The 22,901-nt window shown below is 63.6% G+C and carries 23 protein-coding genes; 20 read left to right on the forward strand and 3 right to left on the reverse strand.

Annotation, left to right across the window (positions count from 1 at the left end; genetic code table 11):
* Positions 1–48: 48 nt before the first annotated feature.
* The 5 genes from rph to K8I04_09005 all read left to right on the forward strand — a co-directional run bounded on the left by rph (position 49) and on the right by K8I04_09005 (position 3,040).
* Complete coding sequence (gene rph / locus K8I04_08985) at positions 49–771, forward strand: ribonuclease PH (GenBank protein ID MBZ0071841.1); 723 nt, start codon at positions 49–51, stop codon at positions 769–771.
* Complete coding sequence (gene rdgB, locus K8I04_08990; GenBank protein MBZ0071842.1) at positions 771–1,385, forward strand: RdgB/HAM1 family non-canonical purine NTP pyrophosphatase; 615 nt, start codon at positions 771–773, stop codon at positions 1,383–1,385. Before rph ends, rdgB begins: the two co-directional genes overlap by 1 nt.
* Positions 1,386–1,454: 69 nt before the next feature.
* Positions 1,455–2,624: a radical SAM family heme chaperone HemW gene (hemW, locus tag K8I04_08995; protein ID MBZ0071843.1), complete on the forward strand. Its 1,170-nt coding sequence runs from the start codon at positions 1,455–1,457 to the stop codon at positions 2,622–2,624.
* The gene (locus K8I04_09000) at positions 2,611–2,802 is read left to right on the forward strand and encodes a CPXCG motif-containing cysteine-rich protein (protein ID MBZ0071844.1); all 192 of its coding nucleotides are present in this window, start codon (positions 2,611–2,613) and stop codon (positions 2,800–2,802) included. Before hemW ends, K8I04_09000 begins: the two co-directional genes overlap by 14 nt.
* The gene (locus K8I04_09005; GenBank protein MBZ0071845.1) at positions 2,795–3,040 is read left to right on the forward strand and encodes a transcriptional antiterminator, Rof; all 246 of its coding nucleotides are present in this window, start codon (positions 2,795–2,797) and stop codon (positions 3,038–3,040) included. The genes K8I04_09000 and K8I04_09005 overlap by 8 nt, the downstream gene beginning before the upstream one ends.
* Before the next feature lie 265 nt (positions 3,041–3,305).
* Here the strand turns inward: K8I04_09005 and rimO are convergent, their stop codons facing one another.
* Positions 3,306–4,616 carry a 30S ribosomal protein S12 methylthiotransferase RimO gene (gene rimO, locus K8I04_09010; protein ID MBZ0071846.1) on the reverse strand — a complete coding sequence of 437 codons (1,311 nt, stop codon included), beginning with the start codon at positions 4,614–4,616 and terminating at the stop codon, positions 3,306–3,308.
* Between the two features lie 360 nt (positions 4,617–4,976).
* Between rimO and K8I04_09015 the strand changes: the two genes are divergently transcribed.
* From K8I04_09015 to K8I04_09035, 5 genes are all read left to right on the forward strand, one after another.
* Complete coding sequence (locus tag K8I04_09015; protein ID MBZ0071847.1) at positions 4,977–5,315, forward strand: DUF3135 domain-containing protein; 339 nt, start codon at positions 4,977–4,979, stop codon at positions 5,313–5,315.
* 111 nt (positions 5,316–5,426) lie between these two features.
* Positions 5,427–5,633: a 50S ribosomal protein L31 gene (gene rpmE / locus K8I04_09020; GenBank protein MBZ0071848.1), complete on the forward strand. Its 207-nt coding sequence runs from the start codon at positions 5,427–5,429 to the stop codon at positions 5,631–5,633.
* 98 nt (positions 5,634–5,731) lie between these two features.
* Complete coding sequence (locus K8I04_09025; GenBank protein MBZ0071849.1) at positions 5,732–6,496, forward strand: thermonuclease family protein; 765 nt, start codon at positions 5,732–5,734, stop codon at positions 6,494–6,496.
* A 9-nt stretch (positions 6,497–6,505) separates the two neighbouring features.
* The gene (locus K8I04_09030; GenBank protein ID MBZ0071850.1) at positions 6,506–7,972 is read left to right on the forward strand and encodes a M48 family metalloprotease; all 1,467 of its coding nucleotides are present in this window, start codon (positions 6,506–6,508) and stop codon (positions 7,970–7,972) included.
* 72 nt (positions 7,973–8,044) lie between these two features.
* Positions 8,045–9,298, forward strand: a complete 1,254-nt coding sequence (locus K8I04_09035) for a malate dehydrogenase (protein ID MBZ0071851.1) — start codon at positions 8,045–8,047, stop codon at positions 9,296–9,298.
* Positions 9,299–9,353: 55 nt separating this feature from the next.
* Here K8I04_09035 and K8I04_09040 read toward each other — a convergent pair whose 3' ends face one another.
* Both K8I04_09040 and K8I04_09045 read right to left on the reverse strand, forming a co-directional pair.
* Positions 9,354–9,986 carry a hypothetical protein gene (locus K8I04_09040; protein ID MBZ0071852.1) on the reverse strand — a complete coding sequence of 211 codons (633 nt, stop codon included), beginning with the start codon at positions 9,984–9,986 and terminating at the stop codon, positions 9,354–9,356.
* Between the two features lie 28 nt (positions 9,987–10,014).
* On the reverse strand, positions 10,015–12,417 hold the full coding sequence (locus tag K8I04_09045; protein MBZ0071853.1) for a penicillin-binding protein 1A: 2,403 nt from the start codon (positions 12,415–12,417) through the stop codon (positions 10,015–10,017).
* 206 nt (positions 12,418–12,623) lie between these two features.
* Here K8I04_09045 and K8I04_09050 point away from each other — a divergent pair, with 206 nt between their 5' ends.
* From K8I04_09050 to K8I04_09095, 10 genes are all read left to right on the forward strand, one after another.
* Entirely contained in the window at positions 12,624–13,679 is a 1,056-nt protein-coding gene (locus K8I04_09050) for a pilus assembly protein PilM (protein MBZ0071854.1), read from the forward strand.
* A 1-nt stretch (position 13,680) separates the two neighbouring features.
* On the forward strand, positions 13,681–14,256 hold the full coding sequence (locus K8I04_09055; protein ID MBZ0071855.1) for a PilN domain-containing protein: 576 nt from the start codon (positions 13,681–13,683) through the stop codon (positions 14,254–14,256).
* Positions 14,253–14,864 carry a type 4a pilus biogenesis protein PilO gene (gene pilO / locus K8I04_09060; protein ID MBZ0071856.1) on the forward strand — a complete coding sequence of 204 codons (612 nt, stop codon included), beginning with the start codon at positions 14,253–14,255 and terminating at the stop codon, positions 14,862–14,864. Before K8I04_09055 ends, pilO begins: the two co-directional genes overlap by 4 nt.
* Positions 14,864–15,400, forward strand: coding sequence for a pilus assembly protein PilP (locus tag K8I04_09065; protein ID MBZ0071857.1), 537 nt, complete (start codon positions 14,864–14,866; stop codon positions 15,398–15,400). Before pilO ends, K8I04_09065 begins: the two co-directional genes overlap by 1 nt.
* A 25-nt stretch (positions 15,401–15,425) precedes the next feature.
* Positions 15,426–17,579, forward strand: a complete 2,154-nt coding sequence (locus K8I04_09070) for a type IV pilus secretin PilQ (GenBank protein MBZ0071858.1) — start codon at positions 15,426–15,428, stop codon at positions 17,577–17,579.
* A 60-nt stretch (positions 17,580–17,639) separates the two neighbouring features.
* A complete protein-coding gene (gene aroK / locus K8I04_09075; protein ID MBZ0071859.1) occupies positions 17,640–18,182 on the forward strand; it encodes a shikimate kinase AroK in 543 nt (180 codons plus the stop codon).
* Between the two features lie 85 nt (positions 18,183–18,267).
* Positions 18,268–19,359, forward strand: a complete 1,092-nt coding sequence (gene aroB, locus K8I04_09080) for a 3-dehydroquinate synthase (protein MBZ0071860.1) — start codon at positions 18,268–18,270, stop codon at positions 19,357–19,359.
* Positions 19,360–19,627: 268 nt separating this feature from the next.
* Entirely contained in the window at positions 19,628–20,803 is a 1,176-nt protein-coding gene (locus K8I04_09085) for a deoxyguanosinetriphosphate triphosphohydrolase (protein ID MBZ0071861.1), read from the forward strand.
* 138 nt (positions 20,804–20,941) lie between these two features.
* Entirely contained in the window at positions 20,942–21,193 is a 252-nt protein-coding gene (locus K8I04_09090; GenBank protein ID MBZ0071862.1) for a WGR domain-containing protein, read from the forward strand.
* Positions 21,190–22,887, forward strand: a complete 1,698-nt coding sequence (locus tag K8I04_09095; GenBank protein MBZ0071863.1) for an AAA family ATPase — start codon at positions 21,190–21,192, stop codon at positions 22,885–22,887. The genes K8I04_09090 and K8I04_09095 overlap by 4 nt, the downstream gene beginning before the upstream one ends.
* Positions 22,888–22,901 lie beyond the last annotated feature (14 nt).

Here is a 22,901-nt window from a genome sequence, read left to right on the forward strand (position 1 = left end):
CCCCGAATCCCCTATAATCCCCCCTCTAAAGCTAACCGTGAGATTCCCATGCGCCCCAGTCAACGCGCGGCCAATGAGCTGCGCCCCGTCCGCCTCACCCGTCGTTACACCAAGCACGCCGAAGGCTCGGTACTGGTGGAATTCGGCGATACCCGCGTCTTGTGCACTGCCAGCGTCGAGGAGCGCGTGCCCGGCTTTCTGCGCGGCAAGGGCCGGGGCTGGGTGACCGCCGAATATGGCATGCTGCCGCGCTCCACCGGCGCGCGCATGGACCGCGAGGCGACACGCGGCAAACAGGGCGGCCGCACGCTGGAGATCCAGCGGCTCATCGGTCGCTCGCTCCGTGCCGTGGTCGATTTGAAGGCCCTCGGCGAGCGCTCCATCACCATCGACTGCGACGTCATCCAGGCCGACGGCGGCACACGCACGGCCAGCATCACCGGTGGCTATGTCGCGCTGGCCGATGCCATCCGGCACCTGCTGGACCAGCGCACCATCACCACGAACCCTCTGCAGGCGCAGGTCGCGTCGGTATCGGTGGGCATCTATCAGGGCACGCCGGTGCTCGATCTCGACTACACCGAGGATTGCAATGCCGAGACCGACATGAACGTTGTCATGAACGACCACGGCGACTTCATCGAAGTGCAGGGCACGGCGGAAGGGCATCCGTTCTCACGCGCCGAGCTCATGGATATGCTGGATCTCGCCCAGGGCGGGATCTTCCGGCTCATCGAGGCGCAGCGCCAGGCGCTCGCCTCCCCAGCCTGATGGGAGCGTCATCCATGTCCACGGTGGTGCTCGCCAGCAGCAATCCCGGCAAGGTCCGCGAGTTCAACGAACTGCTCGCCGACCATCATATCGAGGTGGTCCCGCAGTCGCAGTTCGGGGTGCCGGATGCCGAGGAGACCGGCCTGAGCTTCGTGGAGAACGCGATCCTGAAGGCGCGCAACGCCGCCCGCCACACCGGCCTGCCGGCGATCGCCGACGATTCCGGTATCGAGGTCGACGCGCTCGCGGGCGCGCCTGGGATCTATTCGGCACGCTATGCCGGCAGCGGCGCCAGCGACCAGGCCAACCTGGAGAAGCTGCTCACCGCCCTGGAGGGCGTGCCGGAGGCCGGGCGCAGCGCGCGCTTCCAATGCCTCATGGTGTACCTGCGCCACGCCGACGACCCCACCCCGCTGATCTGCCAGGGTACCTGGGAGGGCCGCATCCTCAGCGTACCGCGCGGTAGCAACGGCTTCGGCTACGACCCGGTGTTCTTCGTGCCGACCCACGGTTGTTCGGCGGCCGAACTCGAGCCCGCCGTGAAGAATGCGCTCAGTCATCGTGGCCAGGCGCTGCGCCAGTTGGTCGCCGCGCTCACGGCCCGCAATCACTGAGGCCACGAACGGCAGTCGTGCCGCAACGGCCGGTGATAGAATCGGCCACCCGGAACGAGTCGGCCGACCATGTTCACCTTCACTGCCCTGCCGCCGCTGTCGCTCTATGTGCACATCCCCTGGTGCGTGCGCAAATGCCCCTATTGCGACTTCAATTCACACCCGCAGCGCGGTGATCTGCCGGAACGCGCCTATATCGACGCGCTGCTCCGCGACCTCGACCAGGAACTGCCGGGCGTGTGGGGCCGCGGCGTCTCCAGCGTCTTCATCGGCGGTGGCACGCCCAGCCTGTTCGCACCGGCATCGATCGATCGGCTGCTCGCTGGCATCCGTGCACGTCTGAACTGTGCACCCGGCATAGAGATCACGCTGGAGGCCAATCCGGGTACGGTGGAACAGGGGCGTTTCGGTGAATTCCACGCTGCTGGCGTCAACCGGCTATCCATCGGCGTGCAGAGCTTCGACGACAATCTGCTTGGTAGGATCGGCCGGATCCATGGCCGCCGCGAGGCCATCCGCGCCGCCGAAGGGGCACACGCTGCCGGCTTCGCCGGCTTCAATCTCGACCTGATGTTCGGCCTGCCCGGCCAGACGCCCGCGCAGGCCTTGCAGGATCTTTCGACCGCAATGGCCCTGGAGCCCGCGCATCTGTCGTGGTACCAGCTAACGCTGGAACCGAACACCTATTTTTATCGGCACCCGCCGGAATTGCCCGACGACGAAAGCCTCTGGGAGATGCAGCGGCGGGGCCAGGTGCAGCTGGCGACACACGGCTATACTCAATACGAGATCTCGGCCTATGCGCGTGCCGGCAGGGAATGTCGCCACAACCTGAATTACTGGCGCTATGGCGATTATCTCGGTATCGGGGCCGGTGCCCACCAGAAGATCACCGACGCCGGCGACCAACGGATCAGACGCAGCTGGAAGCTGAAAAATCCGAGCGCCTATCTGACGGCCAGCGACAGCGATACACGCATCGGCGGCCGCAGCGAACCGGATGTGGACGAGGTGATACTGGAGTTCCTGATGAATGCCCTGCGCCTGAACGCAGGCTTTGGAACGGCAACGTTCGAACATAACACGGGGCTGCGTTTCGCACAGGTGCGGTCGAAACTGGAACGTGCCCGCGACGTCGGACTGCTGGAGGCGGATGAATCCTGGCGCTGCAGCGAACAAGGACGGCGCTTTCTGAACGATCTACTCGCGGAGTTTCTGCCCGACGATGAACCTGCTTGAGCACACTACCGTCGACTGCCCCTACTGCGGTGAAGCTGTCAGCGTCAGCGTGGACTGCTCGGCTGGTAATCATGACTTCATCGAAGACTGCACCGTCTGCTGCCGACCCATCGAGCTGCATGCCGAGATCGACGCCGGTCGATTCATCCGCGTGACCGCACGCCGCGATGATGAGTGACTACGTCCCCATCGACTGTGGCCTGTACAGCGAATATGAACTCGCCATTATGCACCGGCAGAGATTGCGCATCCGCTGGCGCGACGCGCAGGGCATGACGCATCTGGAAACCCTCCTCCCGCGTGATCTGCAGACGCGCAGCGGTGAGGAGTTCCTCATTGCCACGACCGCTGCAAGAGAAACACTGGAAATCCGCCTGGACCGCATTGCCGAGGCGCTGCCGGTCGCGGCGCGGTAGGCGGCGGAAAAAGAAGCCACAAAAAAACGCAGACAACACTTTTAGCCGCGAAACCTACGAAAACATTCAAGTTCACTGCTGTCCATAAATCCGAAAACCACATTTGCCACGGAAGCACACGGAAGACACTGAAATGAAACCGTGTCACGAAGTGCTGCCTCAGCATCTGGCGGGTGACGTGAGCCGCCGTGTGAAGCCGATGATCTTGTCCGTATTCTACCGTGTGCTTCCGTGGCTGAAATGAATGTTCTCCAAAGAGCCGCGCCTACGCAGGCACCCCGAACAGGTCGTGCTCGTCCGCAGCGGTGACGGTCACCGCGACGATGTCACCGACCTGCACGTCCCGGGTATCCACGAACACCTGACCGTCAATCTCCGGCGCGTCGGCCGCGCTGCGGCCGACGGCGCCTTCGGCATCGAGCGCATCGATGAGCACAGCGAGGGTGCGGCCGACCTTGGCCTGCAGGCGCGCAGCGCTGATGCGCGCCTGCACCTCCATGAGGCGCGTATAGCGCTCCTCCTTGACCGCCTCCGGCACGGCATCGGGCAAGGCATTGGCCGCCGCGCCCGTGACCGGCGAATAGGTGAAGCAACCGACGCGATCGAGCTGTGCCGCATCCAGGAACTGCAGCAAGGTCTCGAACTCGGCTGCAGTCTCGCCGGGAAACCCGACGATGAAGGTGCTGCGCAGGGTGATGTCCGGGCAGACGGCGCGCCAGCGCTCGATACGACGCAGCGTATCCTCGGTCGCCGCCGGACGCTTCATCGCCTTGAGGATGCGCGGCTCGGCATGCTGCAGTGGGATGTCGAGATACGGCAGGATCAGGCCATCCGCCATCAGCGGGATGAGGTCGTCGACGTTCGGGTAGGGATAGATATAGTGCAGCCGCACCCACACCCCCAGCCCGCCCAGTGCCTGCGCCAGCTCCCGCAGACGCATCTTGATGGGGCGACCTTTCCAGAAACTGGTGCCGTAACGGACGTCGGCGCCGTAGGCGCTGGTATCCTGCGAGACGATCAGCAGTTCCTTCACGCCGGCCTGAACCAGACTCTCGGCCTCCTCCATGACCGCGCCTGCCGGACGCGATACCAGGTCGCCGCGCATGGACGGGATGATGCAGAAGGTACAGCGGTGATTGCAGCCCTCGGAGATCTTCACATAGGCGTAGTGCCGCGGTGTGAGCTTGATGCCGCCCGGCGGCAGCAAGGTCGTGAAGGGGTCTGTGGGTGGTGGCAGGTGGGTGTGCACCGCGCCCATGACCTGCTCGTAGGCGTGCGGACCGCTGACGGACAGGACCTGTGGATGGGCGGCCAGCACCTCGTCGGCGCGCGCCCCCAGGCAGCCGGTAACGATGACCCGGCCGTTCTCGGCGATGGCCTCGCCGATGGCATCGAGGGATTCCTCCACGGCACTGTCGATGAAGCCGCAGGTGTTGACCACCACCAGATCCGCATCGGCATAGCTGGGCACGATGCCATACCCCTCGGCGCGCAGGCGGGTGAGGATCCGCTCGGAATCCACCAGGGCCTTGGGACAGCCGAGGCTGATGAATCCGATTCTGGGCTGAAACGACATACAGGGAAGGTACCTGGGATCGAGGAAACAAGGCAGCCGCCCCGCGGACCGGGGACGCACAAGGCCCGGAGAAGAGGTTGAGACCGGGCTGCCGACCGCCGCATTTTACCCGAATCCGCCGCCGGTTACTCGTCCCTCAATCCATCGACGGGGCTGTTCACAGAGATGCCCGCAGGCATCGTCAATATCATGACATGCCCATGATATCAGTACGATGGGGCCGATTTTACGGCATGCGCCGTGATTCAGGCGCCAGATGTATGACTCTCGCATGCACGCTGTGCTAGAGTTCAGGGCGACTACAACAACAATTTACAGGCCGCGACCTGTCGGCGGCCGGCAGCGACGGAGATCATCGCCATGTCTGAGTCCGCTCACCACGCCTTCGACTTCGATTCCTGGTCCGAACTGGCCCGCAACAGCCCCGCCGACTTCGAGACTTGCCGCACCCAGGCCATAGAAGACGCCATCCACCGGGCCCCGCCCCGCATGCAGATGCGGCTGCGCCGCCTCCAATGGAAGCTGGACCAGGTACGTCGGACCTCGGCGACACCCATGGCCGCCTGCATCCGCATCAACCGCTTGATGTGGGAGCGCATCACCGGCCCGGGCGGCTTGCTGGAGGTACTGGTGGAGGGCAATCAGACAGCCCCACAACGCCCCCGGGCGGCCGTCCTGCCGCTGCACCGCATCCGTTGACCGGGCGGCCGTGCCGCGAGGACTTGTCGGCGGGCCACCGATCCCGTATTATCGCCGGCCTTTCACGCCCGCGCCGAAACCGCGGCCGGACGAGTTATCGAGGATTGCACCATGAAGGCGGACATCCATCCGAATTACCAGGAAGTGACGGTCACGTGCAGCTGTGGCTCCAGCTTCAAGACCCGTTCCACGGCCGGCCGCGACCTGAGTATCGAGGTCTGTTCCCAGTGTCACCCGTTCTTCACCGGCAAGCAGAAGATCCTCGATACCGGCGGCCGCATGGAGCGGTTCCGTCAGAAGTACGGTATAAAGAAGTAGATTCCATGCCCCTGGTGGGCGCAGGGGTGACAGCGGGGGTGGGTCGGCGACGACCCGCCCCCGTTTGCGTTTGGGGCTGCCGCTGGCTGACCGGCATCGTGCTTGCCCTCGGCCTCCAGGCGGCCCGGGCAGATTGCCCACCCGACCGCATCGACGAACGCGTGCAGGTCGGGGCCGTCATCGACGGCGATACCCTGGTCCTCGGCGACCGTCGCCATGTCCGCATCATCGGCGTCGATACGCCCGAACTCGGCACCGCTGGCGGCGCCCACGAACCGGGCGCCCTAGAGGCGCGCAACCGACTGCGGCAGCTGATATTCACCCACCAAAAGCAGGTCAGCCTGCGCTTCGACCGCGAGCGGGAAGATCGTTATGGCCGGCTGCTCGCACATATTTTTTTCGCCGATGGGCGCAATCTGACTGAGCAGTTGCTGGAAACCGGCAGCGGTACCCATCTGGTGGTGCCGCCCAATACGTGGCAGACCGACTGCTACGCCGCCGCCGCGGCCCGTGCACGGGCCGCCCGGCGCGGCATCTGGGCGCTGCCGGACTACGCGCCGGTCCCGGCCCAGGATCTCACGCTGCGCGATCAGGGGTTCCGGCTGGTGCGCGGCCGCGTCAGCCGCGTGAACCGCAGTGTCTCCGCGCTGTGGATCAACCTGGTCGGCAACTTCGCCGCGCGCATCGAGCAGCAGGACATCCCGGAGTTCACGGGTGTGGACCTCGACGGCCTGGTCGGCGCCGAGGTCGAGTTGCAGGGCTGGGTGTATGCCCGCAAGGGACAGTCGCGCATGCGTCTGCGCCACCCCGCGGCACTGACCATTCTGCCCCGCCCCCTCCCTCCCGAGGGCAGCAAGCGCTAAACTGGCACCATGTCGCAACGCGCCGCCCTGTTCAACCTGCTACTGACCGTCGTGCTGGCCGCCGGGTTGGCGGGCTGCGCCACGAATCCCGTGACCGGCGGCAGCGATTTCGTGCTCATGACCGAGGAGCAGGAGATCGCCCTGGGCCGGCAGATGCACCCCCGGATCCTGCAGGAGATGGGGGTCTACGACAATGCCCAGCTCAACGCCTACGTGCAGCGCGTCGGCGAGAAACTGGCCGCCAACAGCCACCGCCCCGACCTGATCTATCGATTCACGGTGCTCGACAGCCAGGACGTGAATGCCTTCGCGCTGCCCGGGGGCTACATCTATATCACGCGCGGACTGCTCGCCTACCTCAACTCCGAGGCCGAGCTGGCCGCGGTCCTGGGCCATGAGATCGGCCATGTGACTGCGCGCCACACGGTACGTCAGCAGAGTACCGCCACCGCCACGGGTCTGCTCGGCGCGATCCTGGCCGGCGCCTCCGGCGTCCAGGGTGCCGGTGACCTGACCAACATCGCCGGCACCGCCATCGTGCGTGGCTACGGCCGCGAACACGAGCTGGAGGCGGACCGCCTCGGCGCAGAATACCTGGCGCGCAGCGGCTACGACCCCCAGGCCATGCTGCAGGTGATCCACGTCCTGAAGAATCAGGAGAACTTCGAGATCCAGCGCGCCAAGGAGGAAGGGCGCGAGCCGCGCATCTATCACGGCCTGTTCTCCACCCACCCCGCCAACGACCAGCGCCTGCAGGAGGTGGTGGGGGCCGCAAGCAAGCTCGTCGTGCCCGGCGGCGGTGTCATCAACCGGGCGGAGTTCCTCACCCAGCTCGAAGGCGTGACCTTCGGGGACAGCGAGCGTGAAGGAATCCGCCGCGGCAACCGGTTCTATCATCGCGATCTCGATTTCGCCCTGGAATTCCCCCGCGGCTGGCGGATCGAAAACTTCCCGGACCGGCTGCTCGCCCAGTCGCCCGAGGCAGATGGGATGATGCAGTTCAGCATGCGGGATCTGAACAAGCGAATGACACCACAGGTGTTCATGCGCGAGCAGCTCAAGCTCACCGACCTCCGCAACGGCGAGGCCATCGAACTCGACGGCATGCAGGGATATACCGGCATCGCCGAGCAGAAGACCTCGTTCGGACAGCTGCCGGTGCGCTACGTCGTCCTCTACCGCGGCGACAAGGCATTGATCTTTGCAGGGCTGTCCAAGGCCCGCGGCATGCCCTACAAGTACGATGCCCAGATCCTGCAGACCGCGCGCAGCTTTCACCGCCTGACGGATCAGGAACGTGCCCTGGCGACAGCGCAGCGCGTTCACATCATCCGGGCCGGACGGGACACGCGCTTCGCGACCCTGGCGCGTGAATCGGCTATATCCGACCATCCCGAGGCGCAGTTGCGGCTGCTGAACGATTATTACCCAGACGGTGAACCGCAGCCGGGCGAATCCATCAAGATCGTGCGCTGAGAATCCCGCCATTCCTGATATGATTGGCCGCCGCGCAGCTCACGCGCCCCGTTCATCCGCACGGACCCAGCCATGCCACTTGACCGCAAGCAAGCCGCCCTCGACTACCATGCCCTGCCGCGTCCCGGCAAGATCGGCATCGAGGTCACCAAACCCTGCGAGACTCAGCAGGATCTGGGACTGGCCTACACACCCGGGGTCGCCGAGCCGGTGCGCGCCATCGTGGAGGACCCGGCCAACGCCTACAAATATACCGCCAAGGGCAATCTCGTCGGCGTGATCACCGACGGCACGGCGGTCCTGGGTCTGGGCAACGTCGGCGCCCTGGCCGGCAAGCCGGTGATGGAGGGCAAGGGCGTGCTGTTCAAACGCTTCGCCGGTATCGACGTCTTCGACATCGAGGTCAATGCGCAGGACCCCGAGGATTTCATCGAGACCGTCGTCGCCATCGCACCCACCTTCGGGGGGATCAACCTGGAAGACATCGCCGCACCGCATTGCTTCGAGATCGAGCGCCGGCTCACGGAGATGCTCGACATCCCCGTGTTTCACGATGATCAGCACGGCACCGCCATCATCATCGCCGCGGGGTTACTGAATGCACTCGAGTTGCAGGGCAAGACACTGGCGGACGCACGCATCGCCTGTGCCGGTGCCGGCGCGGCCGGCCTCGCCTCGATGCGCCTGTTGCTGGCGCTGGGCGCGACGCCGGGCAACCTCCTGCTGATCGACCGCAAGGGTGTGATCCACAGCGGCCGCGACGACCTCAACCAGTACAAACGTGAATTCGCGATCGATACCAGTTGCGTCACCATGGCTGATGCGCTACGCGACGCCGACGTGTTCATCGGTGTCTCGGGACCGGACATCATGACGGTCGACATGTTGTTGAGCATGGCACCGAAACCGATCGTGTTCGCGCTCTCCAACCCTGATCCGGAAATCAGCCCGGAAATCGCACTCGCCGAGCGCAGCGACCTGCTCATGGCCACCGGCCGCAGCGACTACCCGAACCAAGTCAACAATGTACTCGGCTTTCCATTCATCTTCCGCGGCGCCCTGGATGTGCATGCCCGCACGATCAATCAGGCCATGCAGATCGCGGCGGTCCATGCACTGCGACTGCTCGCGCGCGAACCCGTTCATCCGGACGTGCTGAAGGCATACGGACTGGACAGCCTGGAGTTCGGCCCCGATTACATCATCCCCAAGCCGCTGGACCCGCGTCTGCTGGAATTCGTGCCACCGGCGATCGCCCAGGCGGCGGTCGACTCGGGTGTGGCACGCACGCCCTACCCCGCGCATTATCCGCAGTCGAGGATCTGAGCGTCGGCCGCCACGGAGTCGGTGCGCAGGCGCACCGGCGCTGAGCAATGCTGATTCAGGGGTCGACCGGGCCGGCCTCCGGTTGCGCCAGCAACTCCTCGACATGGCGCAGATTCGCCCGCGCCATCGGCCGGCCGTCGAGCGGGCTGCGCGGCGCCTGTCGCAGCCCATTAAGAGGAAAGATCAGCGCCTCGATCTGCACACCTCCCGCCAGGAAGCGTACCAGCGGATACAGCGCGAGTTCATCTTTGTTCACCCGTAATCGCCGCTGACCCTCCTCGAACGGAACCTGCGCCCCCAGCAGGAACAACGTGACCTCTTCCGGGGAGTCGGCGAAGATGTGCAAGTTGACATCCGAGTGGGCACCCGCCGTGCCGGTCAGTACCGAGCCGGTCAGACGCGGCTCGAAGCGCGAGAAAAAACCCATGGCGGCGACCGCCGCCTCACGCAATTCGCGCAGTCGCCGGGGCTGGTCCTGCTCCTGGAAAAGATGTTGGTAGGCGGCGAGTTCCGCCTCGACCTCGGTATTGCGCGGCAGGTTCTGGGTATCGGGGGCGCCCAGTCTCGCTGCGGCCTTGCGCTTCGCCAGCAGGTAATCACGGATCCCCTCGTTGACGATCAGGCGTGCCGCCTCCTGAGCGATCCGCTGCCGCATCTGGCGATCCCGACTGCTCTGACGAACCCCCATACCCCTGCCTCACACGTTACCGCGCGTCTCAGAACAAGTGTTCCGGCACCCCGGCACCGCCACCGGACACACCGGCGGCACCACCCCCCACACTGCTCTGCTGCGGCACTTCGTTTTCACGGAAGGTCTCGAACACGGCATCCGTTTGATCACTGCTCGCCAGGAGGCCGCTGTCGGGATCAATCCTGACCGTGACCAGACCTTCGGGGGTATCCGGCCAAGTCCTTGGCACGCCCTCGAGCGCAGCACCCATGTAGTCCACCCATATCGGCAGTGCCGCCCGACCACCGGTCTCACCCGCACCCAGCGGTGCCACCTCGTCGAAGCCGACCCATACGCTCGCCACCAGGGTGGGATGGAAGCCACAAAACCAGGCGTCGCGCTGGTCGTTGGTCGTGCCGGTCTTGCCGGCGATATCGTCACGTCCCAGCGCACGTGCGCGCGTAGCCGTGCCGCGACGCACCACGTCCTGCAGCATTGAGCTCATCAACCACGCATTCTGAGGTGTCACGATCGCCTCGGCCAGCGGTGGTGGCGCAGTGGTAGCGGCGACGGGTACCGGCGTGGATACCGGCAGCGGCACCGTTTCGCGGCATTCGGGGCAGACCCGCCGGGGCTGAGCTTCGAACAGTACCTGTCCATTGATATCCACCACGCGCTCGATGAAGTAAGGCTCGACGAGATAACCGCCATTGGCAAAGACCGCGAACGCCCGGGTGATCTCCAATGGCGTCAGCGTGCCGCTACCGAGCGCCAGAGAAAGATTGCCCGGGATGGATTCCGCCCGAAACCCAAACCGGCGCACATAGTCGCGGGCATAGGCTATACCGATGGCCTGCAACAGACGGATGGAGACCAGGTTGCGTGAATGTACCAGCGCCTCACGCAGCCGTGTGGGACCGTAGAACCGCCCGCTGTAGTTCTCCGGCCGCCAGGCCTGTTCCAGCGACGGATCATCGAAGACCACCGGCGCATCGTTCAGCACACTGGCTGCCGTGAATCCCTTCTCGAGTGCGGCCGAATAGACGAATGGCTTGAAGCTCGAACCAGGCTGGCGGTTTGCCTGCACCACGCGGTTGAACTTGCTGCGCTGAAAATCAAAGCCGCCACTGAGTGCCCGGATGGCACCGTTCTCCGGATCCAGCGCGACCAACGCACCCTCGACCGCTGGCAGCTGGGTAAGGTGCCAGCCGCCCTCGACCGGTACAATCCGGACCAGATCACCCACCGCCACGACATCGGCGGCCTTGGTTGGGGCGCCAGCGCGTGAATTCGGTGTCTGGTAACGCCGCGCCCAGGACAGACCTTCCCAGGCGATCTGAATTTCGCGGCCATCCCGCAAGACGACATCACAAGACCTGTCCGCCACCTGAACCACCAGTGCCGGTAACAAGCCACCCAGGGCCTTCTCCTCATTCAGCAAGGCCACTTGCATGGCATGGTCGGCGTGTGGCGGCAAGGGTATCCGGCGCTCCGGCCCGCGGTAACCATGCCGCTGATCGTAGTCCAGCAGACCCCGGCGCAGGGCCACGTTGGCCGCGGTCTGCTGGCGGCCATCAATCGTCGTATAGACGTGCAGACCTTGTGCGTAAACATCCTCCCCATAACGTCGTACCAGGTCGGCACGTACCATTTCGGCGACGTAAGAAGCCTCGACCGCGGTAGCCGTCGCATGTACTTCAGCGACGTCGATCTCAGCAATCGCGGTCTCGTACAACGCTGCATCGATGAACCCCAGATCCCGCATGCGCCCCAGCACGTAATTGCGCCGGATCGCTGCCCGAGCCGGATCGGCCACCGGATTGTAGCGTGAAGGTGCCTTCGGCAACCCCGCAATCATGGCAATCTGCGCCACCGTGAGCTCATCAAGCGACTTGCCGTAATAGACATGGGCGGCGGCACCGATGCCGTAGGCGCGTTGCCCCAGGTAGATTTTGTTGAGATACAGTTCGAGGATCTGGGCCTTGCTGAGCTCACGCTCGATCTTGAGTGCAAGGAAAATCTCTGTGAGCTTGCGCAGATAGGTCTTGTCGCTGCTCAGAAAGAAATTGCGCGCGACCTGCATGGTGATGGTACTGCCGCCCTGGCGCTTCTCGCCCGTACGGACGAGCTCCACCGCCGCGCGCAGCAAACCGTGGTAGTCGACACCCGGATGCGTGAAGAAGCGATCATCCTCGGCGGCCAGAAACGCCTTCACCATCAAGTCAGGCACGCCATCGATCGATACAGGGGTGCGGCGCTTCTCACCAAACTCCGCCAACAACAGTCCTTCGCGGCTGTAGACCCGCAGCGGGACTTGCAGCTGGACATCCCGCAAGGCCTCGATGGAGGGCAGCTGAGGGGCAACGTAGAGATAGGCAGCGGCAACCAGGACAAGCGCCGCGGTCATGACCCCGAACAGGGCGGTCAATACTAGCCGCAGGAGTTTCATCAGGCGAGGGGCTGTCAGGTTGTGATCGAAGTCAGGTATTAGACTATAAAGGAAATAATAAATCTCCCGATACCTTTGTTCGAGACCCTTCCAGGCTCAGAGGCATTGATTGACAAACAGTTGCCCTTGTCATCTAATGCTGAAAGGGATTTTTGCGGCGCAACCCTAAGATTAAATTAAAGGAATCCACCGTGCAGCTTGCGCAACTGCTGAAAAGGACCACCCCCCCACGCCTCGGACTCGACATCAGCTCCACCGCCATAAAGCTGCTGGAATTGAGCCGCTCCGGAGGTCGTTACCGAGTCGAAAGCTACGCCGTCGAACCGCTCCCGCCGAATTCGGTGGTGGAAAAGAGCGTGACTGATGCCGAGGCCGTCGGCGAGGCTATCCGCCGCGCCGTGAAACGCTCCGGCACGCGCGCAAAAGACGCGGCAGTCGCCGTAGCCGGTTCATCGGTCATCACCAAAATCATCTCCATGCCCACCAGCCTGTCTGACTCCGAGCTGGAGGCACAGATCGAACTCGAGGCCGATCAATACATTCCCTATCCCCTCGATGAGGTCAACACCGACTTCGAAGTGCTCGGTCCATCGGAAAAGAACCCGGACACGGTAGACGTGCTGCTCGCCGCGTCCCGCAGCGAGAACGTCGAGATGCGTGTGGCCGCGGTGGAGGCCGGTGGCCTGGCGGCCAAAGTGGTCGATATCGAAGCCTATGCGCTGGAAAATGCCTTCGTCCTGCTGGCCGACCAGCTACCCGATCAGGGTATCGAGCGCACCATAGCCGTCGTCGACGTGGGCGCAACCATGACCACGCTCAACGTACTGCACGACATGAAGATCATTTATACCCGCGACCAGGTCTTCGGGGGCAAGCAGCTCACCGAAGAGATCATGCGCCGCTACGGGCTCTCTTACGAGGAAGCGGGGATGGCCAAACGTCAGGGCGGCCTACCGGACAACTACCTCCCCGAAGTGCTGGAGCCTTTCAAAGAGGCCATGGCACAGCAGGTCAGTCGTTCACTGCAGTTTTTCTTCTCATCCAGTCAGTACAGCAGCATCGACCAGATCATCCTGGCGGGAGGCAGCGCCTCGATCCCCGGAGTCGATGCGCTGATCCACGAAACCATCGGCATCGAGACGATCATCGCCAACCCCTTCGCCAGCATGTCCTTGGCCTCACGCGTCAAACCTCAGACGCTGAGCAACGACGCCCCGGCACTGATGATCGCCTGCGGCCTTGCACTGAGGAGCTTCGACTGACATGGCGCGCATTAACCTACTTCCCTGGCGCGAATGGGAGCGCAAACGCAGGCAGCGCGAGTTCGGCGGTATGGCAGCCGCGGGCGCGATTCTGGCTGTGCTCGCGGTCGTATTCACCCATATCCAGATAGAAAGTATGATCAGCGGTCAGAATGATCGCAATCAGTTCCTGACAAGTGAAATCAAGGCGCTCGATGCCCGCATCGTCAAGATCAAAGATCTCGAGTCGACGAAGGCGAGGCTGCTCGCGCGTATGAACGTCATTCAGGAACTGCAGAGCAATCGCCCAATCAGCGTCCATCTGATGGATGAGTTGGTACGGACCTTGCCTGATGGCGTGCACCTCAAGACCTTTACCCAGAAGGGCCCGGAACTGACCATGCAAGGTGCGGCACAGTCGAATGCACGGGTTTCCGCTTATATGCGCAATATCGATGGCGCAGCGTGGCTGACCGACCCGAAACTCAACGTCATCGAGACGAAGAATGAGGAGCGGCGACGTATTGCCGAATTCACCCTGCTCGCAAGCCAGAAGGCAACGGCCGGCCAGGAAGCCGGAACCGGGGGTACGCCGTGAATCTCTCAGAATTAAATCTCAATGACCTTGATTTCAGCAACATCACCGACTGGCCGGTGGCGGCACGCACCTTCGTAATCATTCTGATTGCGGCCGCTGTACTCGGCCTGGGATATTGGTTCGATATCAAAGATCAGCAGCTGCGGTTCGATCAAGCGCAAAGCAAGGAGAACGAACTCAAGGCGGAGCTCGAGACCAAGGCACGCAAGGCAGCGAATCTTGAGGCCTATGAAGAGCAGCTGGAAGAGATGCGCCAGTCATTCGGTGCCATGCTGCGCCAGCTGCCCAACAAGACCGAAGTCGCCGACCTGCTGGTGGATGTCTCCCAGACCGGTCTCGCGAGCGGGCTGGAGTTTGATCTCTTCAAGCCCCAGGGTGAGATACCACGCGAGTTCTACGCAGAACTGCCCATCAGCATCAAGGTCCGTGGTACCTATCATGAGTTTGGCACCTTCGTCAGCGGTGTCGCTGCATTGCCACGCATCGTCACCGTTCATGACATCACCATCCAGCCGGCGGCCAAAGACGCCGTGAGCGATGAACTGTCCATGGAGCTGACCGCAAAGACCTACCGCTATCTGGATGAAGGCGAGGAGGCCGCCAAATGATGACTCGGCGTACAACCATCGTGCCCGTAACCTGCTGGCTGATACTGAGCCTCGGCCTGGCGGGATGCAGCAGCAGCAACACAGATGATCTGCGCAGTTTCGTGAACGACGTGCGCAGCCGACAGCAGGCCAAAATCGAACCGCTGCCGGAGTTCAAGCCGTACGAGACGTTCCTGTATCAGGCCAACGACCTGCGTAGCCCGTTCAGTCCAGGCACGCCCAGCCAGGCGGAGCGAGTACTTACCGGGAACGGCAGCAGCATTCATCCGGATGCCAATCGGCCACGTGAAGCGCTGGAGGATTTTCCGCTCGACACCCTGCGGATGGTCGGTACGCTGGAACAGCAAGGCCAGTCCTGGGGGCTGCTCCTGACCAGCGACGGCACCATCCACCGTGTCCAGCCGGGCAATTACGCCGGGCAGAATCACGGCAAAATCAAGGAAATAACCGAATATGAAATCGCACTTACGGAAATCGTACCGGATGGCCTCGGTGGCTGGATGGAACGCCCGGCCTCGCTTGCGCTCAGCGAATGATCCCATGGGGGGGAGCACTGTCATGATGAGTATCGGTACCAAGAAGTCAATTCACAGCTCCAGCTCGCCGGGCAGCGTCGCAAAGCGCTGGCTGTTCGGCGTGATCGGAGGGCTCGCCCTGGGTATCCCAACGGCATTCGCCGCCAATACGCTGGAGGCCATCGATGTCGGCTCCCTGCCGGGGAACAAGGTTCAGGTCATCCTGAAAATGGAGCAGCCGCCGGAGAAGCCGCTGAGCTTCACGATCGACAACCCCGCACGTATCGCCCTCGATCTGCCGGATACGCACAATGCACTCGGCAAGGCCCCGCAGCCGATCGGCGTCGGCCTGGCCAAGAGCCTGACGGCGATCGAGGCGCAGGGACGTACGCGCGTGGTTATCAATCTGGTGCAGATGGCCCCCTACGATACGCGCGTCGAGGGCAACATGATCGTCGTGACCCTGCAAGACAGCGCCAGTACCGCGGCCGCGGCGTCCGCAATGCCGAGTGCCGGTACCACCGCGACTGCACCGCAAGCTGCCATGTCCGGCAACGCCCTCCAGAATGTCGATTTCCGCCGTGGCGACCAGGGCGAAGGCCGTGTGATCATCACCCTGGCCAGCCCCAACATGCCGGTCGACATGCGCCAGGAAGCGGGGCAGGTGGTGCTCGATTTCTTCGGTGCCGAACTGCCTGAAAACCTTCACCGTCGCCTGGACGTCTCCGACTTCGCCACGCCGGTGAAGACCGTCGATACCTTCGTCAAGGGCAAGAATGTCCGCATGGTGATCGCCCCTTCCGGCGACTATGACCATGTGGCCTACCAGACTGATAATCTGTTCACGGTAGAGATCAAACCCACCACGAAAGAAGAACAGGAGGCACGTCGCCGCGAGAAGCTGGGCTTCACAGGGGAACGCCTGTCCCTCAATTTTCAGGATATCGAGGTCCGCTCGGTGCTGCAGTTGATCGCCGATTTCACCGGCACCAACATCGTGGTCAGTGACACCGTCACCGGCAACCTGACGCTGCGCCTGCAAAACGTCCCCTGGGATCAGGCCCTGGATATCGTGCTGAGGACCAAGGGCCTGGCGATGCGCAAGAGCAACGACGTGATTCTGGTCGCCCCCAGCGAGGAGATCGCCGCGCGGGAGAAACTCGAACTGGAATCCCAGAAGCAGATCGAGGAACTGGCACCGTTGTATTCCGAATATATCCAGGTCAACTACGCCAAGGCCGCCGACCTGGCGGAACTGTTGAAGGGCGAGGAAGGCACATCGATGTTGTCCGAGCGCGGCACGGTGACCATTGATCAGCGCACCAACACACTGCTGATCCGCGATACGGCCGAGAAGCTGGCCGACATCCGCAAGCTCGTCACCACCCTGGACATCCCGGTCCGGCAGGTGTTGATCGAGTCACGTATCGTGATCGCCAGCGACGACTTCGCCAAGGAACTGGGCGTGCGTTGGGGCGGGGGTCGCATGGACAGCTCCAACACCACCAATACGGGGGTCGGCGGCGGTATGCCGGGCGACCTGGCCTATAATCCAAACTTCTTCCCGACCACAATCGCGAATCCCAACGACTCCGATCCGCCGGTCGACGCCCTGTTCGCCGATCTGCGCGCACCCAACGCCACCTCGGCCATCAACTTCATCATTGGCCGTGCCGGTCGCGATCTGCTGCGCCTGGAGCTGTCCGCCATGCAGGCCGAGGGCCGTGGCGAGGTGGTCTCGAGCCCACGCGTGATCACCGCCAACCAGAAGGAAGCGGTCATCCGTGACGGTGTGCAGATCCCCTATCGCGAGGCCTCTTCCAGCGGCGCGGCGACCGTCAGCTTCAAGGAGGCCACTCTCTCCCTGACGGTCATCCCGCAGATCACACCCGATGACCGCGTGGTCATGGACCTGCGCGTGACCCAGGATACGGTGGGTGAGCGCTTCGGGCCCGAGGGCATACCAGCCATCGATACGCGCTCCGTGGAGACCCAGGTGCTGGTGGACAACGGCGATACTGCGGTGCTGGGTGGCATCTACATCCACGAGAAGAGTAACGAGGTCGCCAAGATCCCATTCTTCGGCGATCTGCCGGGTGTCGGGGTCGCCTTCCGCAATAATCGCAGCGTCAACAAGAAGTCGGAGCTGCTGATCTTCGTGACACCGCGTATTCTGAAGGAGAATCTCGCCGCCTTCTAAGGCTATCGCGACGCTTGTCAGCGGCCAGGCTTTCTGGCATATCTGCCCGGCATGACCAACATGCCGGGCAATTTATTTCTGGTGGGCCCCATGGGGTCCGGAAAGACCACCATCGGCCGCCACCTCGCACGGCTGCTGAAGCGCGACTTCATCGACAGTGATCGGGAAGTCGAACGGCGTACCGGTGTCGGTATCCCACTGATCTTCGAACTCGAAGGTGAGGCCGGATTCCGTAGCCGGGAGTGTGGTGTCATCGATGAACTGAGTCAGCTACAGAACATCGTGCTGGCAACGGGCGGCGGCGCCATCCTCGATGCTGCGAACCGTTGCCACCTGGCCGCGCGCGGTACCGTGATCTACCTCGAGACCTCAGCGGCGCAGACGTTGGCACGGACCGGCAAAGACCGTAACCGGCCCTTGCTGCAGACGGACGACCCGAAACGCAGGTTGGAAGAACTGCTGGCAGTGCGCGACCCCCTCTACCGGGAAATCGCCGACATCGTCATCCCCACGGATGGACGCACCGCGCGGGACGTCGTCAACCACATCATGCGACTGATAAAACCTCATCGTTCAAAGCACGGTCGCACACAGCGTCGCTAGGAGCCTGTCGGACTTTGCCTGGCGGGGCGATTACTCTATCCTCATGCCTTTGACGTACCCGTTTCCGGCCGTGACAGGAATGTCCATGCGCACCCTTCAACTTAATCTCGGCGAACGCAGCTATCCGATCCATATCGGCAGCGACCTGCTGTCCGATCCACGACTGTTCGTACCCCACATCCACGGTCGACAGGTGCTGGTGGTCAGCAATACCCGCGTGGCCCCACTCTATCTGGCACGATTGGAGCACGCCCTGCAGGATTTCGTGCTGCGCTCGATCAGCCTGCCCGATGGTGAGGCCTACAAGACCCTGGAAACCCTGAATCTCGTTTACGATGCCCTGCTGAAGAACCGCTTCAACCGGCACTGTACCCTGATCGCGCTGGGCGGCGGCGTTGTCGGAGACATCTGCGGCTTCGCGGCGGCGAGCTACCAACGCGGCGTGGATTTCATCCAGGTCCCGACCACGCTCCTGGCACAGGTCGATTCCTCGGTCGGTGGCAAGACCGGTGTCAATCACCGCCTCGGCAAGAATATGATCGGCGCCTTCCACCAGCCCAATGCCGTCATAATCGATACCACTACACTGGACACACTGCCCGACCGCGAGCTGTCGGCGGGACTGGCAGAGGTCATCAAGTACGGGCTGATACGCGAGCCGGAGTTCTTCGCCTGGCTGGAGGTGAACATGGATCGTCTGCTGGCACGCGATCCGGAGGCCCTCGCCCATGCCATCGAACGCTCCTGCCGCAGCAAGGCGGAGGTCGTGGCCGCTGACGAGCGCGAAAGCGGTCAGCGCGCCCTGCTGAATCTGGGGCACACCTTCGGCCATGCCATCGAGACCGGCATGGGGTATGGTACCTGGCTGCACGGCGAGGCAGTGGGGACCGGCATGTTGCTGGCGGCACAGCTGTCCGCCCGGCAGGGCTGGCTCGACGCGCCAGATGTGGATCGCATCCAGCGTCTGCTGGAGCGCGCCCGCCTCCCCGTCGTCATCCCTCCGGAAATGAACAGCGAACGCTTTCTGGAGTTCATGGCGGTGGACAAGAAGGTGCTGGATGGTGGTCTGCGCCTGGTGCTGCTGCAGGGTATCGGCAAGGCGCTGGTCAGCGATGACTTCGACCCACGGCAGCTGCGGTCGACGCTGGATGCGGCCCACGCACACGCCTGCGCGTGACCACCCCATGACCGGAGAAACCTGGACCCTGACAGGAATGATACGTACGTAAGCCGATGTCTCGGGAAATGGCCACGGAAGCACACGGAATGACACGGAAAAAGGCTCACTGTATAAAGCCCGGAGACCAAACCGTGGGGGATGATCCGCAGTTTACATCGTGAATTCTTTCCGTGTTGTTCCGTGGATTCCGTGGCCAGGAAGGGTTTAAGTACGTGCCATCAAGGTCCTGACGAATTTTTCCCATCTCACTGGAGCGCAACAGACAATGAGCCGGAGTGTGGCAGACAGCGGCCAGGGACTCGCACCCTACGCAGCGACCGATGCGCACTCGCACGGCCGGCGGCATGCCGAGCCGGGGCCCGCCTACCGCAGTGAATTCCAGCGCGACCGCGACCGGATCATCCATTCTGCCGCGTTCCGGCGACTGGAGTACAAGACCCAGGTCTTCGTGAATCATGAAGGTGATCTGTTCCGTACCCGGCTGACCCACTCCATCGAAGTTGCGCAGATCGCGCGTTCCATCGCCCGTGCCCTGCGCGTGAACGAGGATCTCACCGAGGCCATCGCACTGGCTCACGATCTCGGCCACACGCCGTTCGGGCATGCCGGCCAGGACGCCCTGAACGCCTGCATGCAGCTCTACGGGGGCTTTGAACATAATCTGCAGTCGCTACGCGTGGTCGATGAACTGGAGGAACGCTACGCCGATTTCAACGGGCTCAATCTCACCTTCGAGGCACGCGAGGGGATACTCAAGCATTGTTCCGTTGCGGTGGCACGCACCCTGGGCGACGTCGGTGTGCGCTTCATCGAGCGGCGGCAGCCCAGCATCGAGGCACAACTGACCAACCTCGCCGACGAGATCGCCTACAACAGCCACGACGTCGACGACGGTTTGCGTGCACGCCTCATCGAGATGGATGAACTGGTGGAGATCAGCCTGTTCCGGGACCAGTATGAGGAGGTCCGCCACCGCTATCCGCAGCTGTCCCAGCGCCGTACCGTACACGAGATCGTCCGGCGTATGATCAACACTCAGGTCGTCGATCTCGTCGAGACCAGCCTGACCCGCCTGCAACAGGCGGGTCCAACCGATATCGAGGCGGTCCGGCGACATCCAGAAGCACTGATCAGCTATAGCGAGGCCATGCGGGAACGCAATCTCGAACTCAAACGCTTCCTGCGTAACCGCCTCTACAAGCACTACCGCGTGCACCGCATGACGACCAAGGCCGGGCGCGTGGTCACTGCACTGTTCGAGGCCTTTATGGAAGATGCGGGGCTGCTGCCGGACGAGGCGCGCAACCATTGCCAGCGCCTCGAGGCCGCCGACGGCGAGGCCGGGCGGGCGCGCGCCGTGGCCGACTACGTCGCCGGCATGACCGACCGCTATGCCATCACTGAACACGAGCGGGTCTACAATCCCAAGGAGCTGACCTGAAGGTCAGAAGGCCGAGATGCAAGAGTCGACAGGCGCGTCACCCGACCGAAATACGCGCATCACGGCGCCGGACGTCGTGACTGCGGAGCAGGCCCTTGCGCCTGCATCTTGCGCCTGGCCTCGTGTATCTGAATAGCCATGCGCATCTACATGCAAACGTCGGTTGGCGGCGATGCCGCTCCCCGGTACTATCATCTGCACCTGCAGGAAGACCTGCTGGAAGGCTGGACCCTGGTGCGGGAGTGGGGCTACCAGGGCTCGAGCGGGCGGGTGGTGCGTCAGCACTTCCCCGGACGTGAGCAGGCCGAGAATGCCCTGCTCAAGGCACGCGACGAACAGCTCAAGCGTGGCTACCGCGTCGTCTTTATTCAGGGATTGGAACAACCTTGAGTTCGCAGAACACATCGACGCAACGACCGCCCGACTATCTGGCCACGCTGAGGCTGGAACGGGCACCCTTTCTGGATCAGCCGGACGACCAGTTCTTCTATGCCGATCCGATGCTGCTGCAACGGCTCGATCTGTTACAGCACCTCAGCCGTTTCGGTGACATGCTCATCGGCGTCATCGGTCCCGAGGGAGCGGGCAAGACCACACTGCTGCAGCAGTTCCTGCGGCGTGGCGGTAACGGCTGGCGCCTCTGCCGGCTGGAAGGTGCGCGGATCACGCTGGCGACGGAGCTGTTCGGTGGCCTGGCGGAATGCTTCGGTCTGCCGCTCGATCCGGATGCGGATCGCATCAAGGCCAATCTGTTGCGGCATGGCCAGGGACTCCAGCAGGGTGGTCAGCTCGCGGTCGCGGTCGTCGACGACGCGCAACGTCTGCCCGAGGCCGTGCTGCGTGCCTTGCTGACCCTGGGCGGATCACCGGGCGAGACACTCAAGGCCATCCGCATCGTCCTGTTCGGCGACGACACACTCGAACAGCGGTTGACCGACATCGGCCTGCATAGCCCCCAGCAGCCGCTGCTGCATCGGCTGGACATCCCGCGCCTCGATGAACAGCAGTCAGCCGCCTATCTCATGTACCGCCTGGCGGTCGCCGGTCATGCGGGCGACTGCCCCTTCAGCCTCACCGAGATCCGTGCCATGCACAAGGCCGCCGACGGCCGCCCTGGCCGGCTGAACGTGTTGGCCCACGAGGCCCTGATAGGGCATGCCGAGCGCATCGCCACCCGCAACCGGACCGGTAGCGCCGCCCCCCGCCGGCCGTCGCCGGGCAGGCCAGTCTGGGGCGTGGCCGGCCTGGGTGTCCTGGCCCTGGCGGGCGCTGCCTATCTGCTGATGAATGCCGGTCGTGAGAACGCCCCGTCGACCACGACCACCGAACCCGCACTCGCTTTGCGTCTCCCCCCGGAGGCACTGCCACCGATCGACCCCGGCCCGCCGCCGGATGATGACGTCACTGCAGAGGCCGACGTGCTACCGACCCCGGCCGCAGAACCCACTCAACAGCCCGACGCGGGCACCGTCACTCCACCGTCACCAGCCACGGAACCGCAGCCCGTGCCGGGACCGGAACTCGCTCCGCCCCCGGAGGCCGTATTACCCCCGGAGGCCGCATCACCCTCGGATCCGCCAATACCCACCCCGGCCACTCCGGCGACGCCGCCGCCACCGGCCGAAACGACCGCTGGCCCCATCCCCGTGCCGGCCACCACCGAACGGCCTTCCGAACAGCCAGCCGCCGCAGCGGTGCCATCGGCCCCGGAGACCCCTGCCGACGCCCCGGTGAGATCGGTGGCGCCCACACTGTCCGCCACGGCCGCGACATCCGCGCCAACCGAACTGCTCCGCGAGGAATGGCTGAGCGCTCGTCCGGGGACACGTTTCACCCTGCAGCTGCTCGGGGTACGCACCGAAACCGCGTTGCAGAACTATGCCGCACAGCAGGCGCTACCGCCGCCGGTGGCCTACTTCCGTACCGAATATAAGGGTGGAGACTGGTACGTGCTCGTGCAGGGTGACTATGCCTCGCTCGACGCCGCCCGCGCCGCCATCGGTGGTCTGCCGATGGCGGTACGCAAGGCGAAACCCTGGCCACGCAGCTTCGCATCCGTGCACGCCGATCTGAAAAAACCATGACCACAGTGTAACCA

This window comes from Gammaproteobacteria bacterium (genome assembly GCA_019911805.1).
Classification (GTDB): Bacteria; Pseudomonadota; Gammaproteobacteria; order Thiohalobacterales; family Thiohalobacteraceae; genus JAHJQQ01.